Raw genomic sequence first — 15749 nt, 5'->3', positions numbered from 1 at the left:
ATCAGGCGCGGCGCAGTGCGCGCTGCTCGACCCGGCTCTGCAAGCGATACAAGTAGGCGAAACCTTGTTCCCAGCGCTCATGGCCGGACTTGACGTTGATGTGCCCGGCGTTGGTCAGCAGCCCTGCTTCGGCGCCCCAGACCTGGGCCAGGTACAACGCCCTTGGCACGCTTACGGCCGGGTCGTTGTCCGAGCTGACCACCTGGCTGGGGAATGGCAGTGCTTCGGTCGGGATCGGTGCGAAGTTGCGCAGAGCCGGCGCGCAGGTTGGCCGCTCCACGTCAGCGGGCGCCACCAGCAGCGCGCCACGTACCCGCCGCAGCAGGGCCGGGCTGGCTTGCGCGGCCCAATGAGCGACGGTTATGCAGCCCAGGCTATGGGCAATCAGAATCACCGGCGAGCGCTCGGCGGCAATCGCCAGCTCCAGTGCCTGCACCCAGTCCTTACGTTGCGGGGTCAGCCAGTCGTGCTGCTCGACCCGGGCAGTGTTGGGCAGGGTGCGCTGCCAGTGACTTTGCCAATGGTTGTCTGGCGATCCTTGCCAGCCCGGCACAATCAGGTAACGAATCGACTCATTGCGCATGGGGACGCCTCCAGTGAGTTTGCGTGCTTGGAGACAAGTATAGGGAGGGAGTTATATCAGTAAAGGAATAAGAAGCTATTTATTAATAACCAAAAAACTCAATATCTTGCGCGCCCCCTGTGGGAGCGGGCATGCCCGCGAAGCAAGCACCGCGGTGGATGGCACGGGCTTCGCCCGTGTTCGCGGGCACGCCCGCTCCCACAGGGATCACGCAAAAAAAAGGGCCATCCCCTGCCAAGAGATATGGCCCCTAAGCACTTGCCTGAAGAAAGTTGACGGGTTCAGCGCGCGGTAATCACCGCCAGCTTGCTGATCCCCGCACGTTCGATAGCCGCCATGGCCCGCGCCACTTCGCCGTAGTTCACGCCGTCATCGGCCTGCAGCTGTACGCGCACGTCCACGTCCTTGTCCTTGGCGGCCTTTAGGCTGGTTTCCAGCAGGTCGGGCTGGATCTCGTCCTTGTTGATGAACAACTTGCCGTCACCATCGATGCTGACCACCAGCGGGTCCTTCTGCTCCACCGGGGCCACGGCCTCGGTCTTGGGCAGGTTGATGGGGATGGCATTGGTCAGCAGCGGCGCGGTGACGATGAACACCACCAGCAGCACCAGCATGACGTCCACCAACGGCGTGACGTTGATTTCACTGAGGACTTCGTCGCTGTCCTGGGTCGAAAAGGCCATGTCAGGACGCCTCCTTCACCGGCTGGGTGAAACCGGCCTGGGGCCTGTGCACGGCCGGGTGCACCAGCACGCGGAAGGCACTCTTCTGCGCCAGGCTGTAGAAGTCGTGGGCGAAGTCATCAAGGTCGGCGGCGGTAAGCTTGAGGCGCCGCAGGAAGTAGTTGTAGACCAGCACCGCCGGCACCGCGACGGCGATACCCACGCCGGTGGCCACCAGTGCCGCGCCAATCGGCCCGGCCACGGTTTCCAGGCTGGCGGAACCGGCCGCGCTGATGCCCTTGAGCGCTTCCATGATGCCCCATACGGTGCCGAACAGGCCGATGAAGGGCGAGGTACTGCCAATACTGGCGACCACCGCCAGGCCGGTTTCCAGCGAACGGCGCTCACGCACGATCTGCTGGCGCAGGGCGCGCTCCAGGCGGTCCTGGTGGTTGATGGCATGGCTCAGGTCATTGGCCTGGCTGTCACCGACGGCGATGGCGGCATAACCGGCCTGGGCAACACGGGCGGCAGGGCCAGGCAGGTCGTGGCTGGGCTCGGCAGCCGAGTCCAGGCTCGAGGCGGCCCAGAATTGCTGGTGGAAGCGTTTGTCCTGGTTCTTCAGCCGCACGAACTGCACGACCTTGACCAGGGCCAGGGCCCAGGTGGCGACAGAAAAACCGACCAGCAGCCAGATGACTGCGCTTTCAACGGATTCGAGGGGGGATGCCAGCAGGCTCATGATGATGTCTTCCTGTGTTCTGCGAAAAAGTTAGCGAAGCTTGAAATCGATCGGCACGCTGACCCAGCCGGTCTGGGCCACGTCGCCCTGCTTGGCAGGCACGAAGCTCCAGCGCTTGACTGCGGCCAGTGCGGCAGCGTCGAGGGCATCACGGCCGCTGCTCTTCTGGATCTGGATCTGCCCGGGCTTGCCGCTGGGCAGCACCTCGACGCGCAGCAGCACGGTGCCCTCCCAACCGCGGCGCTGGGCCATCTGCGGGTACTCCGGCGCCGGGTTCTTCAGGTACGCCGCGTTGGCCGATGCCGGGGTGACCGGGGCCGGCGCGGGTGGCGCTGGCGGTGCCGGGGCAGCCACAGGGGCTGGCGGCGGCGCTTCGACCGGCTTGGGCTGCGGTTTGGGCTGTTGCTTGACCACCGGCTTGGGCACGGGCTTTGGCTTGGGTTTGGGCTTGGCGGCCAGCTCGTCGACCACCGGCGGAGGTGGCGGCTGGACCACCGGCGGTGCCGGGGCTGGTGGCGGTGGCTCGACTACAGGCGGTGCTGGCGCGGCGAACTCGATGGTCATCGGCGGTACTTGCGGTGGCACCACCGGCAGCTCGGGCGTTGGTGCCTGGCTGACCCAGTACGCTGCAGCGCCATGCAGGGCCAGCACCAGCAGGCCCAACACCAGCTTGTCGCGGCGCTTGAGCCCGCTGACAGGCGTGCGTTGCAGGCGCAGCTGGCCAAGCGGGAGGCGAAGCGTGCGTCCAAGGTCGACCAGGTCGCCCGGGGCCGGGCGCCATGGCTGGTCGTAGGCCCTGACGGCCGACTGGACATTACCCATTGATCAAACTCCTGGGGTCTCGATTCAGGTGTGTGGCTGAATCATTGTGGCCAAGAGTTTATTTCTTAAAGGAATAATTAAATCTATATAAAGTCAAAAATGGAATAATGAAAATCTACTTACTTTGAATCTGGCTTGTTCCGCGGCTTAGATAGGCATCCAGACGGTTTCATGCCTGAAAGGCATAAAAATTATGCGCGATATGCATGGACTCTGTTCTTCTTGTCCCTTTTCGATCGGTAGTGGCTCGTGGCTACCAACCGAGCTTCACATATGAGATTCTTGTTATCTGTGTTGGCTAATGCACAGAGCCAAATCTTTGATACAGGGAGTTGAGTCGTGGCGGTTCCGAATAAAAGAAGTTTATGGGTGACCAGCATCCAGCCTTACTCTTTAGAGGGCGGAAGTTATATACCGACGGCGGTACTTTTTGAGAATGCATCTAGCCCTTCCTTTGGGCATGATGCGCTTAGATACCAGCAGGAAAAAATAGTAAATAACAACTTCAAGCTCAGGCTAGGGGAGCATAGTCCTGGAGCTATGAAAAACCCAGTTTGGCCATGCCAAGATGGAAATGAAAGAAGCGCATTCGAAATTGCAACCACATTCATAGAGGGCACTTTTGAAAACTTAAAAACTGAAATATCACCCCAGCATTCCCCAGGAACAAAAATCCCTGCTAAAGTTTTGGTTGCAGAGCCTTTAAACTTCACATCAAGCGGAACTGAAAAATATTCAAAAACATGGATGCAAAACTACCGCGATAACATAAGAAGGATCCTGCACAATTACGAGGAAGTAGAGTTTCTTCCGGAACCATTTGCTGTTTATCAATACTATCGATACGGGCAGCGTCTTCCACATTTGCAAGACCAGCGTAAACACGTCGCACTGGTTCTTGACTTTGGAGGCGGAACGTTTGATGCCTGCATCATAGAATCGACCAAGCAAGGTGATGTTAGCCAGACAGGAAAACATGCTAAACCTCTGTCCGCAGACTCATGCACAACCGGTGGGTTTGCCATTAACAGTCGGATCGCTGAATATCTTTTAAAGAAAAACCTTGAGGGAGCACAAAAAAAGAAGCCGAACAGTGTATATCGGCATATAAAAGAGTAAAAGCTGGGGATTTAAATCTAAGCGGCCTAGCAGAGAAAAAACAAGCGTTCATTGAAAATCTAAAGAAGCTTGAATCCGATGTCGAGACAAGCAAGATAACGCTAACTGAATCTATAAAAAACTGGTCACTTGATGCACAACCTTATGAGCGGGTCATCTTAAAAGTCCCAAGCAACCCATTCAAAACTGGTGAGTGGATAGATGAGGAGTTTTTTGCGCATCAATTTAAAAAAATATTCACCCAAGAAATATGGACCGAAAATCTGTCGAAAGTTATCTCTAAAGTCTTTAAGTCCGCCAAAGAAAAATTGAATGAGAAAGCGATAACTGTAACACTCATATCCGGGGGCAGCTCAAACATAAGATGGTTGATGGAGCTATTAGAGAGAGATTTCGCAGACGAACTGGAGGGAGCCATACCAGTCCCTATTTCTCATTCATTCCAAGAAGTTGTCTCAAATGGACTAGCCATAGAATGCGCGCGCAGGTATTACGATGAAGAAAGCGAGTTCGTATCTGTAACTTATAACCCGTTGAAACTACACTTACGCCCCGACGACGAAGATCAAGACCAAAGGCGTACCTTTACATCCGTTGGTGAGAAGATCGATATGACAGGGGCTAAGCCAGGCGATTTAATGCCCTCCGCCCAAGCACTTCACAACTTCATCAACGAGAAGCTCCAATGGAAAATAAAGCTGTCTCGACCGCCAAAAAGCCAATTGAAATACACTTACTTTAAACCCGGCCTTGACAACTGCGACAGCGACAGCGATAGCGATAGCGATAGCGACATTCAAATCTACAACTTAGAGAGCCAAATAATCCACACCAGAGATAACAAGAGCTTTGACTCCTACGTAGTTGTTGAGCTATTAATTCGCGAAGATGGAACGGCGGAACCATCCTTTATTTATAAATCACCAAACGAAATCACTGGGAATGGCGGATACCGGGTAACCGGGCGCCCTTTTGCCATAGATATGACTACTGGCGTATCAAATCCCAAACCACTTGAAAACTACATTGGCTTTGATTTTGGCTCAAGCTGCTCATCATTGTGCCTGCTAACCCAAAGCCAAGTAAAGCTAACAACAGCAAGATCAAACGACACTAGCTGGGTCAACTTAAGCGAATCAATTAACAAGTTACCCTTCCCTGTAGCGTTCCCGCTTAAAAAATACTTGGATATCAAAAGCACAAGCCGGCCAGCAGCCGCTGCGCGAGAGGCTTTTGAAGCAGCTTTAGCATTCATAACCTATGTAGCGGCCGCCGAGCTTTTCTCAGTAAATCCAAAAAATGCTGCCAGTATATTTAGCAACTACCAACATAGATCGATGGGGCCGCTGAAACAGGTTCTCCGTCAAACTATCGAAAAACTTGGAAAAAACTGTAAATTCTCTAAGCCAACAAGAACCTTCTTAGAGAAAAATGATGCCAGCCTAAACAAAGCCATTGAAGACTTCAATAATCATAAGCATGAGAAATTGGAGGATAAGGATTTTGACTACCATGGACATCTGTCCTTGATAATCTCAGCATGCACGAAATTAATATCCGAGAAATTATTTGGTTATGTCATGGACACAGAGCCAAAAGCCTTTGAAGAAAACATTTTTCAAGGGATATTCAAAGTAGCAAATGATGTCCCTCCGTTCATTCACTCTTTCCCTTATGAGTGCAACAAACAAATAAGCAGAACGACCGCACTCCTCTATGACACAGAGACCAAAAACACATTATCGTTATTTCCATTAATATTCTGGAACGATAACGCAGAACTCACTCATGGCATAGAGTGCTTTTGGCTAGATAAAATCCAAAAGAACGATCAAGATGTCACTGTAAAACCATGCGACAGAAAAAGCGAAAAAAATGCTTCTGAGCTCAGCCAAAAATTACCAAACTTAATTATTAGCTCCTTAGGTGAGTCCAGCAAAACATTCACATCCTTCCCAATGTTTGTTGAGGTCGAGCAAGAATAGAGATAGAAAAAGGGGTTGCGCAACTTGCCGCGAAACCCCTATATCTCAAGAGCCCTAAACTCAATAACTATTATAAAGCACTCACATATCCGCCACCTTCTGCCAAACCTTCGGCCGGAAGAACAATGTCTCCCCCCGCGCCAACCCGGTCAGGCTGTCATGGTCCTTGACCACCTCTGCCTCGATCAGCTCGCTCTGCCCTTCCACCTTCAAGGTCACCCGCGTGGTCGCGCCCAACGGCCGGATGTCGCGCACCTCGGCCGCATGGTGCCCTTCGGTCTCGTGTCGCGACAGCGACACTTCGTGCGGGCGGAACAGCACATGATGCCCTTCGCTCAGGGCCAGGCGGTTGGAATCACCGAGGAAGTGGTAGACGAAATCGTTGGCCGGGTGCTCGTACACCTCGCCCGGCGAGCCGATCTGCTCGATCACACCCTTGTTCATCACCACGATGCGGTCGGCCACCTCCATGGCTTCTTCCTGGTCGTGGGTGACAAACACCGACGTCAGGTTGATGTCCTCGTGCAGGCGTGCCAGCCAGCGGCGCAGCTCCTTGCGCACCTTGGCATCCAGCGCACCGAAAGGCTCGTCCAGCAACAGCACCTTGGGTTCCACCGCCAGCGCACGGGCCAGGGCGATACGCTGGCGCTGGCCACCGGACAACTGCTCGGGGTAGCGGTCGGACAGCCAGTCCAGCTGCACCATGTTCAGCAGTTCATGCACCTTCTCGGCAATCTTGCTCTCGCTCGGGCGCTCGCCCTTGGGCTTCATGCGCAGGCCGAAGGCAACGTTGTCGAACACACTCATGTGGCGGAACAACGCGTAGTGCTGGAACACGAAACCGACGTTGCGGTCGCGCACGTCATGGCCGGACACGTCCTCGCCATGGAACACGATATTGCCCTGATCGGGGGTTTCCAGGCCGGCGATGATGCGCAGCAACGTGGTCTTGCCGCAGCCGGACGGGCCGAGCAGGGCCACCAGCTCGCCGCTGTTGATGTCCAGGTTGATGTTGTCCAGGGCCTGGAAGCTGTTGAAGCGCTTGCTGACGTTACGAACTTCGATCGACATGAATCATTCCTCCGCGGCGCTGTGGCGCAGGCGGTTAATACGGTTCTCGCTCCACTGCTTGAGCAGCAGGATGAAGAGCGCCAGGATCAGCAGCAGGCTGGCCACGCTGAAGGCCGCGACATGGTTGTACTCGTTGTAGAGGATCTCCACGTGCAGCGGCAAGGTGTTGGTCACGCCGCGAATGTGGCCGGACACCACCGACACCGCGCCAAACTCGCCCATCGCCCGCGCGGTGCACAGCACCACGCCGTAGATAAGGCCCCATTTGATGTTCGGCAGGGTCACGTGCCAGAACATCTGCCAGCCATTGGCGCCGAGCAGGCGCGCGGCCTCCTCTTCCTGCGTGCCCTGCTCCTGCATCAGCGGGATCAGCTCACGGGCCACGAACGGTACGGTGACGAAGATGGTGGCCAGGACGATGCCCGGCAGGGCGAACACGATCTGGATATCGTGGTCCTGCAGCCACGGCCCGAACAGGCCTTGCGCACCGAACATCAGCACGTAGACCAGGCCGGCGATCACCGGCGATACCGAGAACGGCAGGTCGATCAGGGTGACCAGGATACTCTTGCCACGGAAGGTGTACTTGCTCACGCACCAGGCGGCGCTGACGCCGAACACCAGGTTCAGCGGTACCGAAATGACCACGGCGAGCAGGGTCAGCTTCAGCGCCGACAACGCGTCAGGCTCGAAGATCGCTTCGAAGAAGGTGCCAAAGCCGTTCTTCAGCGCCTGCGATACCACAATCACCAGTGGCAGCAGCAGGAACAGCGCGAACACCAGCCAGCCAAGGCCGATCAGGATACGCCGCGAAGTGGCGCTGCCCCGACGGGCGGCGTTGGCGGCGGCGGTTGCATTCAGGGATGAACTGGACATGCCGGCCTCCTTCAAGGGGTTTCGATGCGGCGCTGCAGAAGGTTGATCAGCAGCAGCAGGATGAAGGAAACCACCAGCATCAGCACGCCGATGGCGGTCGCGCCGGTGTAGTCGTACTGGTCGAGCTTGACCATGATCAGAAGCGGCAGGATCTCGGTCTTCATCGGCATGTTGCCGGCAATGAAGATCACCGAACCATACTCGCCCACGCCGCGGGCAAAGGCCAGGGCAAAGCCTGTCAGCCAGGCAGGCAGCAGCGCTGGCGCCAGCACATGGCGGAACACCTGCAGCGGCTTGGCGCCCAGGCAGGCGGCGGCCTCCTCCACTTCACGCGGAATGTCGGCCAGTACCGGCTGCACCGTCCGCACCACGAACGGCAGGGTGACGAAGGTCAGCGCCAGGGTGATGCCCAGCGGGGTGTAGGCGATCTTGAAACCCAGGTCGGTGGCGAACTGACCGACCCAGCCCGAAGGCGCGTACAGGGCGGTAAGGGCGATACCGGCTACGGCCGTGGGCAGGGCGAACGGCAGGTCGATCATCGCATCGATGATCTTGCGCCCGGGGAAGGTGTAGCGCACCAGCACCCAGGCCAGCAGGGTGCCGATCACTCCGTTGATAATGGCGGCGAACAGGGCGGTGCCGAAACTCAGCTTGAGCGCGGCGATCACCCGCGGCGCACTGATGACGTTCCAGAACTGCTCCCAGGTAAGCTGCGCGGCATGCACGAACATGGCGGCCAGCGGTATCAGCACGATCAGGCTGAGGTACACCAAGGTGTAGCCCAGCGTCAGCCCGAAGCCGGGTATGACGGGGGAAATGCGGCGTGACATAAATATCCCTGGTTGAACGCACGAAACCCGGGACAGATCCCGGGCCGGTGCAAGCTTCTGAATCCTGGGGCTGCTTTGCAGCCCATCGCAGGCAAGCCAGCTCCCACAAGGATCGCGCAGCCCTGGGGCCTGTGGTAATCCTGTGGGAGCTGGCTTGCCGGCGATGGGCCGCAGCGCGGCCCCGCTTTTCCTTGGCCCTTACTGTGCCTGATAGATCTGGTCGAACACACCGCCATCATTGAAGAATTTAGGTTGTGCAGTCTTCCAGCCACCAAAGTCCTTGTCTATGGTCACCAGGTCCAGTTTCGGGAACTGCTTGCCGAACTCGGCAGCGACCTTCTCGTCACGCGGGCGGTAGAAGTTCTCGGCGGCGATCTTCTGCCCGGCCGGGCTGTACAGGTGCTTGAGGTATTCGTTGGCAATCTCGGTATTGCCCTTCTTCTCGGCGTTCTTGTCCACCACCGCCACCGGCGGCTCGGCGAGGATCGACAGCGACGGCACGACGATCTCGAACTTGTCGGCGCCACCGTCTTCCTTCAGTGCCAGGAAGGCTTCGTTTTCCCAGGCCAGCAGCACATCGCCCTGGCCGTTGTTGACGAAGGTGATGGTCGAGCCACGGGCGCCGGTGTCCAGCACCGGCACGTGCTTGAACAGCTCCTGCACGTAGGCCTTGGCTTTCTCTTCGCTACCGCCGGTCTTCAGGCCATAGGCCCAGGCAGCCAGGAAGTTCCAACGGGCGCCGCCGGAGGTTTTCGGGTTGGGGGTGATGACCGACACGTCCTTCTTGATCAGGTCGCCCCAGTCCTTGATGCCTTTCGGGTTGCCCTTGCGCACCAGGAACACGATGGTCGAGGTGTACGGGGTGCTGGCATCCGGCAGGCGGGTCTGCCAGTTGTCCGGCAGGGTCTTGCCAAGCTTGGCGACTTCATCGATGTCGCCGGCCAGGGCCAGGGTCACCACGTCGGCACGCAGGCCATCGATCACCGCACGGGCCTGCTTGCCCGAACCGCCGTGGGATTGCTGGATCTTCACCTTGTCGCCCGGGTGGGCCTGTTGCCAGTGCTTGATGAACTCGGCGTTGTACTGCTGGTACAGCTCGCGGGTCGGGTCGTAGGACACGTTCAGCAGTTCGTAGTCCTTGGCGATGGCGGAACCGGCAAAAACAGCACTGGCCAGGGCGGCGAGCGCATAACGGCGGATGGACATGGTGAAGCTCCCGATTGGCATTTTTCTAGTTTTGAATGTGTGGTGCGATCAGCCGGTCTTGTTGCCGGGCTGCTGCAGGCGGAACTTCTCCTTGCGCTCGATCTGTACGACCTGAGCGTTGTGCACGGTAATCTCCACCGCACCGAATCGCAGGTCGCGCAGAGCGCTCTGGATTTCACGCAGAATGGTGGCTTCGTCCTGACCGTCGATGCTACGCAGAGATGCACTCATGCTCGTTCTCCTTGGAGTGAGGGTGCCGGGCTGAGGTTTGAAGGGGATTTGCGCCTGGCTTGAGGGCAATAGTAGTGAGGTGGGGTTATTCTTAAAAATACTGTTTAAGAATGTTTATATAACTGAATTATCTTTATGATGTGAGGGCCCTATCGCCGGCAAGCCAGCTCCCACAGGGGCCTCACAATACTCAAGAGCAGTGAGTTTCCTGTGGGAGCTGGCTTGCCGGCGATAGGGCCGTGAAGGTCTCAGGAATTTTTCTGTGGCTCGCGGATCTTGTACCAGGCCACATACAGGGCCGGCAGGAACAGCAGCGTCAGCAGGGTCGCCACGATGATCCCGCCAATCATGGCGTAGGCCATCGGCCCCCAGAACACCTCGCGGGCAATCGGGATCATGCCCAGGCTCGCCGCCGCCGCGGTCAGCAGAATCGGCCGGCGCCGGTGGTTGGTGGCCTCCACCACCGCATCCCACGGCGACAAGCCCTGGGCCTCGAACTCGTCGATCTGGGTCACCAGGATCACCGAGTTACGAATGATGATGCCCGCCAGCGCGAGAATGCCGAGAATCGCCACAAAGCCCATGGGCGTACCTGTTGGCACCAGCGCAATGATCACGCCAATCAGCCCCAACGGCGCCACGCTGACCACCAGGAACAGCTTCTGCACGCTGTGCAGCTGGATCATCAGGAACGTCGCCATCAGGAACAGCATCAGCGGGATGACCTTGCGGATCGGCCCCTGCGCCTTGGCGCTCTCCTCCACCGTACCGCCGGTGGCCACTTCGAAGCCCACCGGCAGCTTGCTGGCGAACTCGTCGATCTTCGGCTTCAGCTGGGCCACCAGGTCGGTGGGCTGGATGTCGCCGTTGACCGATGCCTTGATGGTGATGGTCGGCTTGCGGTCACGGCGCCACACCAGCGGCTGCTCCAGCTCGTAGCGCACGGTGGCGAACGCCAGCAGCGGGATCGAGGTGCCGTTGGGCGTCAGTATCTGCAGGTTCTGCAGGGTATCGGGCGAGCCACGCTCGCTGTCCTCGGCACGGGCGACCACGTCGACCAGGTAGATGTTGTCGTTGACCTGGGTGATCTGCACGCCGCTGACGATGCTGTTCATCACATTGGCCACGTCCTCCGACGACAGGCCCAGCTGGCGCGCCTTGTCCTGGGCGATTTCCACGCGCAGCACCTTACCCGGCTCGTTCCAGTCGTAGATCATCTCGCCGATGTGCTCGTTCTGGTCGAGCAAGGTGGCCAGCTCGATGGCGTGCTTGCGTACCTGGTCGATATTGGCGCCGCTGACCCGATACTGGATCGGCCGGCCCACTGGCGGGCCCATTTCCAGCGATTGCACGTTGGTGCCGACGCCAACGAACTCTTCATGCAGGATCTTCTGCAGGCGGTCCATCATGGCCTGGCGTTCCTCGAAGCCCTTGCTGACGATGACCAACTGCGCGTAGTACGGGTTCTGCAGCTGCTGGTCGAGGGGCAGGTAGAAGCGGATCGCGCCTTGGCCGATATAGGTACTCCAGTGCACAAGGTCCGGGTCGTCCTTGATCCGCGCCTCGAAGCGGTCGACCACCTTGCGCGTCTCTTCGATCGAGGCGTTTTGCGGCAGGTTGATGTCGACGAGGATTTCTGGGCGGTCCGAGGACGGGAAGAACTGGTTCTGCACGAAGCGCTCGCAGAAGATCGCCAGGGCGAACAGCACCACGGTGCCGATGATGGTCAGCCAGCGGTTGCGCATGCACCACAACAAACCATGCTCGAAGATTCGGCCGACACGGCCCGGCTCGGCTTCGTGGGGCTTGAGCTTGGCGCTGCTGAGAATGTGCACGCCGAGCACCGGGGCGAAAAACACCGCTACCACCCACGACACCATCAGCGCCACGGCAATTACCGCAAACAGCGTGTAGGTGTACTCACCCGCCGAACTGGCGTTGAGGCCGATCGGCACGAAGCCGGCCACCGTCACCAGGGTGCCGGTAAGCATGGGGAAGGCTGTGGAGGTATAGGCAAAAGTCGCCGCCTGCTCCTTGCTTTCGCCCATCTCCAGCCGTGTGACCATCACCTCCACGGTGATCATCGCATCGTCCACCAGCAGGCCCAGGGCGATGATCAGCGCCCCCAGCGAAATCCGCTGCATGGTGATGCCGCTGTATTCCATGAACACGAACACCATGGCCAGCACCAGCGGGATCGAGCAGGCCACCACCAGCCCGGCACGCACGCCGAGGCTGACGAAGCTCACCGCCAGCACGATCACCACCGCCTCGAACAGCGCACTGGTGAAGCCGCCGACCGCTTGCTTGACCACAACCGCCTGGTCGGAAACAGTGTGCACCCCAACGCCCACCGGCAGGTCTTCGATCACCTTGTCCATGCGCTTTTTCAGCGCCGCGCCGAACACCTGGATATTGCCGCCGGCCTTCATGCCGATGGCCAGGCCCAACGCCGTCTGGCCGTTGTAGCGGAACATCGGCGAAGGAGGGTCGACGTAGCCGCGCTCGATATCGGCGATGTCGGCCAGGCGGAAGAAGCGGTCGTTGATCTTCAGGTTGACGGTTTGCAGGTCCTTTTCCGAGGTGAACTGCCCGGAGGTACGCACCGAGATACGTTCCGGCCCGGCCTCGATCACACCGGCAGGGGTCACGGCGTTTTGCGATTGCAGCGCCTGCATGACCTGGCGCTGATCGATGCCCAGGGCTGCCAGCTTGCGGGTAGAGAAGTTCAGGTAAAGCACTTCGTCCTGGGTGCCGATCAGCTCGATCTTGCCGATGTTGGGCACATCGCGCACTTCGGCCCGCGCCTGTTCCACGTAATCGCGCAGCTGGCGCAGGGTCAGCCCGTCGGCGGTGAAGGCATAGATAGAACCGAACACATCGCCGAATTCATCGTTGAACCCGGGCCCCTGGATTCCCGCAGGGAATTCACCGCGAATGTCCTGGATCTTCTTGCGCACCTGGTACCAGATTTCCGGGATGTCCTTGGCCTTGGTGGTGTCGCGCAGGTACACGTAGACCGTGGATTCGCCGGGGCGGGTGTAGCTTTTGGTGTAGTCGAGGGAGTCGAGTTCCTCGAGCTTCTTCTCGATACGGTCGGTGACCTGGTACAGGGTTTCGTCCTGGGTCGCGCCGGGCCAGCGGGTCTGGATGACCATGGTCTTGATGGTGAACGACGGGTCTTCCTCACGGCCCAGGTTGAAGTAGGAGAAGATCCCCATCAGCAGGGCAACGAACATCAGGTACCAGACGAACGATTGATGCTTGAGTGCCCAGTCGGACAGGTTGAAGCTTCCTTTCATTGCGCATCCTCGTCGAAGGTGACCTTCTGGCCAGGCTTGAGGCTGTTCACGCCCGCAGTCACCACCCGCTCGCCGGGCTGTACGCCCGAGCTCAGGACGACGCTGTCGGTGGTGCGGCCGATCAGGGCCACGTCACGAGTGGCCACGGTCTTCTGCTGCGTATCGATCACCCATACCTGGGTCTTGCCGTCGCGCTCGAGCAAGGCACTCAAGGGCAGTTCGCTGCGCGGCGACACCTCCGAACTCAGGGTCACGCTGATGGCGGTGCCCAGGTGGAAGGCCGCCGGGGTGCTGGCCAGGGTCAGGCGCGCGCGGCGGGTGCGGGTGGTGGCGTCGGCCTGGGGTTCCAGTTCCCGCAGGCTGGCGGTGGTGTTGATGGTCGGGTCCAGCTGCGAAGCAACGGTGAAGGTCAAGCCTTTGCTCAACTGCTCGGCCAGGCCGATCGGCAGGTCGATCACCGCTTCCTTCACATCCGGCCTGGCCAGGGTTACCACGGCCTGGCCGGCGGTGACGGTTTGCCCGGCTTCGGCCTGCCAGGCAGTGATTACCGCGGCGTGGTCGGTGCGCAGGGTGCTGTAGTCGAGCTGGTCACGCGCCTGGCTGAGTGCAGAGCGCGCTTGCTCCAACGCCGCACTGGTGGTTTTAAGGTTGGTCTGGGCGATATCCAGCTGGGCCTGGGCGCCTACGCCACGGTCGTACAGCTGTTGCTGGCGGCGGGCATCGGCCTGGGCGTTGATCCACTGCGCCTGCACCTTGGCCAGGTCGCCTTCGGCGGCACGCAACTGGTTCTGCTGGTCGGTCGGGTCGAGGGTGGCCAGGGTGTCCCCCGGTTTAACCTGGGCGCCCACATCCAGCCAGCGCCGGGCGATACGCCCGGATACCCGGAAGCCCAAGGTGCTTTCGAAACGTGCCTGGATACTGCCGGCGAAACGGCCCAGCTGCGACTGCACCTGGGGTTCGACCTTGACCGACAGTACCGGCCGAATCGGCTCCGGCACTTCATCCTCGCTACTGCAGCCGGCCAACAGCACGCCGGCCGACAGCATCAGCAGCAGGCGCTTCATAGCTCACCCCCGTTGGCCTTGGCATCGATCTTCAGCACCTGCATGCCGGGGTGCAGCAACTGCCCGCCATTGACCACCACGGTCTCGCCGCCTTTCAGGCCACTGGCGACCACGATCCTGCCGGTGAGGTAACGGCTGACCTCGACCTTGCGCAGCTCTACCTTGTCACCCTCGCCCACTACCCAGACGGCGGGCTCATGCAGGGCCTTGGTCAGTGCCGACCATGGCAGCTCGATACTTGGCCGGCCCTGGGCATTGGTGGTGGCCGTCACCGGTGCACCCAGTTGCATCCCTGGCGGCACATCCCTCAGCCCGACCTTGACCTGTACCGTGCCGCTTTGCGCGGACACCGTGGGGGTGATTTCGCGCACGAAGCCACGGGCCTGGACCTTGGGGTCGTCCAGCAGGCTGACGATCACGCCGGCGTCGCTTGGCGGAGCCACCAGCAGCGATTCGTAGACATTGAACACGGCATCACGGTCGCCATCGGTGGCCAGGCTGAAGATTGGCATGGTCGCCTGCACCACCTGGCCGACCTCGGCCTGGCGCTCGGTGATGACGCCATCGGCCTCGGAGACCAGCGCGGTATAGCTCAGTTGTTCGTTGGCATTGGCCAATTGCGCCTGTGCGGCCTTGAGCGCGCTCTGGTTGCTACGCAGCGCGGCTTCGGCGGAATCGTATTCGCTCTGGCTGGTGTAGCCCTTGGGCAACAGCTTTTGCTGGCGTACGAAGGCAGCGCTGGTCTGGGTGACCCGCGCCTGCGCGGCGAACACCTCGGCCTTGGCCGAGTCGACATTGTTCTGCAGGTCTTTCGGGTCCAGCCGCGCCAACACCTGGTTGGCCTTGACGTGGTCGCCGACATCGACACTGCGCGAAATGATCTTGCCGCCCACCCGGAACGACAGGTCGGTCTGCACCCGCGCCTGCACATCGCCGGTCAGGGTGACCCTGGCAGCGAAATCGGTGGGTGATACCTGTTGCACGCCTACGCGTGGCAGTGTTTCGGTGGTTTCTTCCTTACTACAGCCCGACAGCAGGGACACAAGCCCCAGGCAGACGACCAACAGCGGACGTATCAACGTCATGCAGGCTCCTTGCTTGCGCGCAAATGATTCGTGGGATGCGACTGTCAGCGTAGTTCAGGGTTGGACAAACGGCACTGGCCACATGCGCAAGGGAGACATTCGAGGCCGGTGTCACAGGGCAGGCTCGGCGCAACTTGTTCGTGGAAAACCTGGCATTTCTGTCAGTAGCCA

14 protein-coding genes are annotated in these 15749 nt (G+C 59.4%); 2 read left to right on the top strand and 12 right to left on the bottom strand.

From position 1 onward, the window contains the following. Window position 1: 1 nt before the first annotated feature. From B2790_RS09715 to B2790_RS09700, 4 genes are all read right to left on the bottom strand, one after another. Window positions 2–583 carry an alpha/beta hydrolase gene (locus B2790_RS09715; RefSeq protein ID WP_286918725.1) on the bottom strand — a complete coding sequence of 194 codons (582 nt, stop codon included), beginning with the start codon at window positions 581–583 and terminating at the stop codon, window positions 2–4. Window positions 584–864: 281 nt separating this feature from the next. Next, complete coding sequence (locus B2790_RS09710; RefSeq protein WP_025341024.1) at window positions 865–1266, bottom strand: ExbD/TolR family protein; 402 nt, start codon at window positions 1264–1266, stop codon at window positions 865–867. 1 nt (window position 1267) lies between these two features. Then, window positions 1268–1987, bottom strand: a complete 720-nt coding sequence (locus B2790_RS09705) for a MotA/TolQ/ExbB proton channel family protein (RefSeq protein WP_085615853.1) — start codon at window positions 1985–1987, stop codon at window positions 1268–1270. A gap of 30 nt (window positions 1988–2017) precedes the next feature. Continuing rightward, window positions 2018–2809, bottom strand: coding sequence for an energy transducer TonB (locus tag B2790_RS09700; protein WP_025341026.1), 792 nt, complete (start codon window positions 2807–2809; stop codon window positions 2018–2020). Window positions 2810–3178: 369 nt separating this feature from the next. Here B2790_RS09700 and B2790_RS09695 point away from each other — a divergent pair, with 369 nt between their 5' ends. Together B2790_RS09695 and B2790_RS09690 are read left to right on the top strand one after the other, a co-directional pair. Further along, on the top strand, window positions 3179–3928 hold the full coding sequence (locus B2790_RS09695; protein WP_286918724.1) for a hypothetical protein: 750 nt from the start codon (window positions 3179–3181) through the stop codon (window positions 3926–3928). Window positions 3929–4299: 371 nt separating this feature from the next. After that, the gene (locus B2790_RS09690) at window positions 4300–5913 is read left to right on the top strand and encodes a hypothetical protein (protein ID WP_286918723.1); all 1614 of its coding nucleotides are present in this window, start codon (window positions 4300–4302) and stop codon (window positions 5911–5913) included. Window positions 5914–5994: 81 nt separating this feature from the next. On the opposite strand, the gene B2790_RS09685 is transcribed toward B2790_RS09690, so the two are convergent. The 8 genes from B2790_RS09685 to B2790_RS09650 all read right to left on the bottom strand — a co-directional run bounded on the left by B2790_RS09685 (window position 5995) and on the right by B2790_RS09650 (window position 15578). Continuing rightward, window positions 5995–6984, bottom strand: a complete 990-nt coding sequence (locus B2790_RS09685; protein WP_286918722.1) for a sulfate/molybdate ABC transporter ATP-binding protein — start codon at window positions 6982–6984, stop codon at window positions 5995–5997. 3 nt (window positions 6985–6987) lie between these two features. Then, complete coding sequence (gene cysW / locus B2790_RS09680; protein ID WP_025341027.1) at window positions 6988–7860, bottom strand: sulfate ABC transporter permease subunit CysW; 873 nt, start codon at window positions 7858–7860, stop codon at window positions 6988–6990. A gap of 11 nt (window positions 7861–7871) precedes the next feature. After that, the gene (gene cysT, locus B2790_RS09675; protein ID WP_046613605.1) at window positions 7872–8690 is read right to left on the bottom strand and encodes a sulfate ABC transporter permease subunit CysT; all 819 of its coding nucleotides are present in this window, start codon (window positions 8688–8690) and stop codon (window positions 7872–7874) included. A gap of 198 nt (window positions 8691–8888) precedes the next feature. Further along, a complete protein-coding gene (locus B2790_RS09670; protein WP_085621607.1) occupies window positions 8889–9896 on the bottom strand; it encodes a sulfate ABC transporter substrate-binding protein in 1008 nt (335 codons plus the stop codon). Window positions 9897–9944: 48 nt separating this feature from the next. After that, window positions 9945–10127 (bottom strand): sulfur starvation response protein OscA, encoded by a 183-nt coding sequence (gene oscA / locus B2790_RS09665; protein ID WP_003258557.1) that lies wholly within the window; start codon window positions 10125–10127, stop codon window positions 9945–9947. 248 nt (window positions 10128–10375) lie between these two features. Further along, a complete protein-coding gene (locus B2790_RS09660; RefSeq protein ID WP_286918721.1) occupies window positions 10376–13429 on the bottom strand; it encodes an efflux RND transporter permease subunit in 3054 nt (1017 codons plus the stop codon). After that, window positions 13426–14493, bottom strand: a complete 1068-nt coding sequence (locus B2790_RS09655) for an efflux RND transporter periplasmic adaptor subunit (protein WP_286918720.1) — start codon at window positions 14491–14493, stop codon at window positions 13426–13428. The genes B2790_RS09660 and B2790_RS09655 overlap by 4 nt, the downstream gene beginning before the upstream one ends. Beyond that, the gene (locus B2790_RS09650) at window positions 14490–15578 is read right to left on the bottom strand and encodes an efflux RND transporter periplasmic adaptor subunit (RefSeq protein ID WP_085691465.1); all 1089 of its coding nucleotides are present in this window, start codon (window positions 15576–15578) and stop codon (window positions 14490–14492) included. The genes B2790_RS09655 and B2790_RS09650 overlap by 4 nt, the downstream gene beginning before the upstream one ends. Between the last annotated feature and the right edge of the window lie 171 nt (window positions 15579–15749).

Origin of the sequence: Pseudomonas sp. UBA6753 (assembly GCF_002453565.1) — a bacterium.
GTDB lineage: Bacteria > Pseudomonadota > Gammaproteobacteria > Pseudomonadales > Pseudomonadaceae > Aquipseudomonas > Aquipseudomonas putida_Z.
This window is presented reverse-complemented; position numbering and strand designations above follow the sequence as displayed.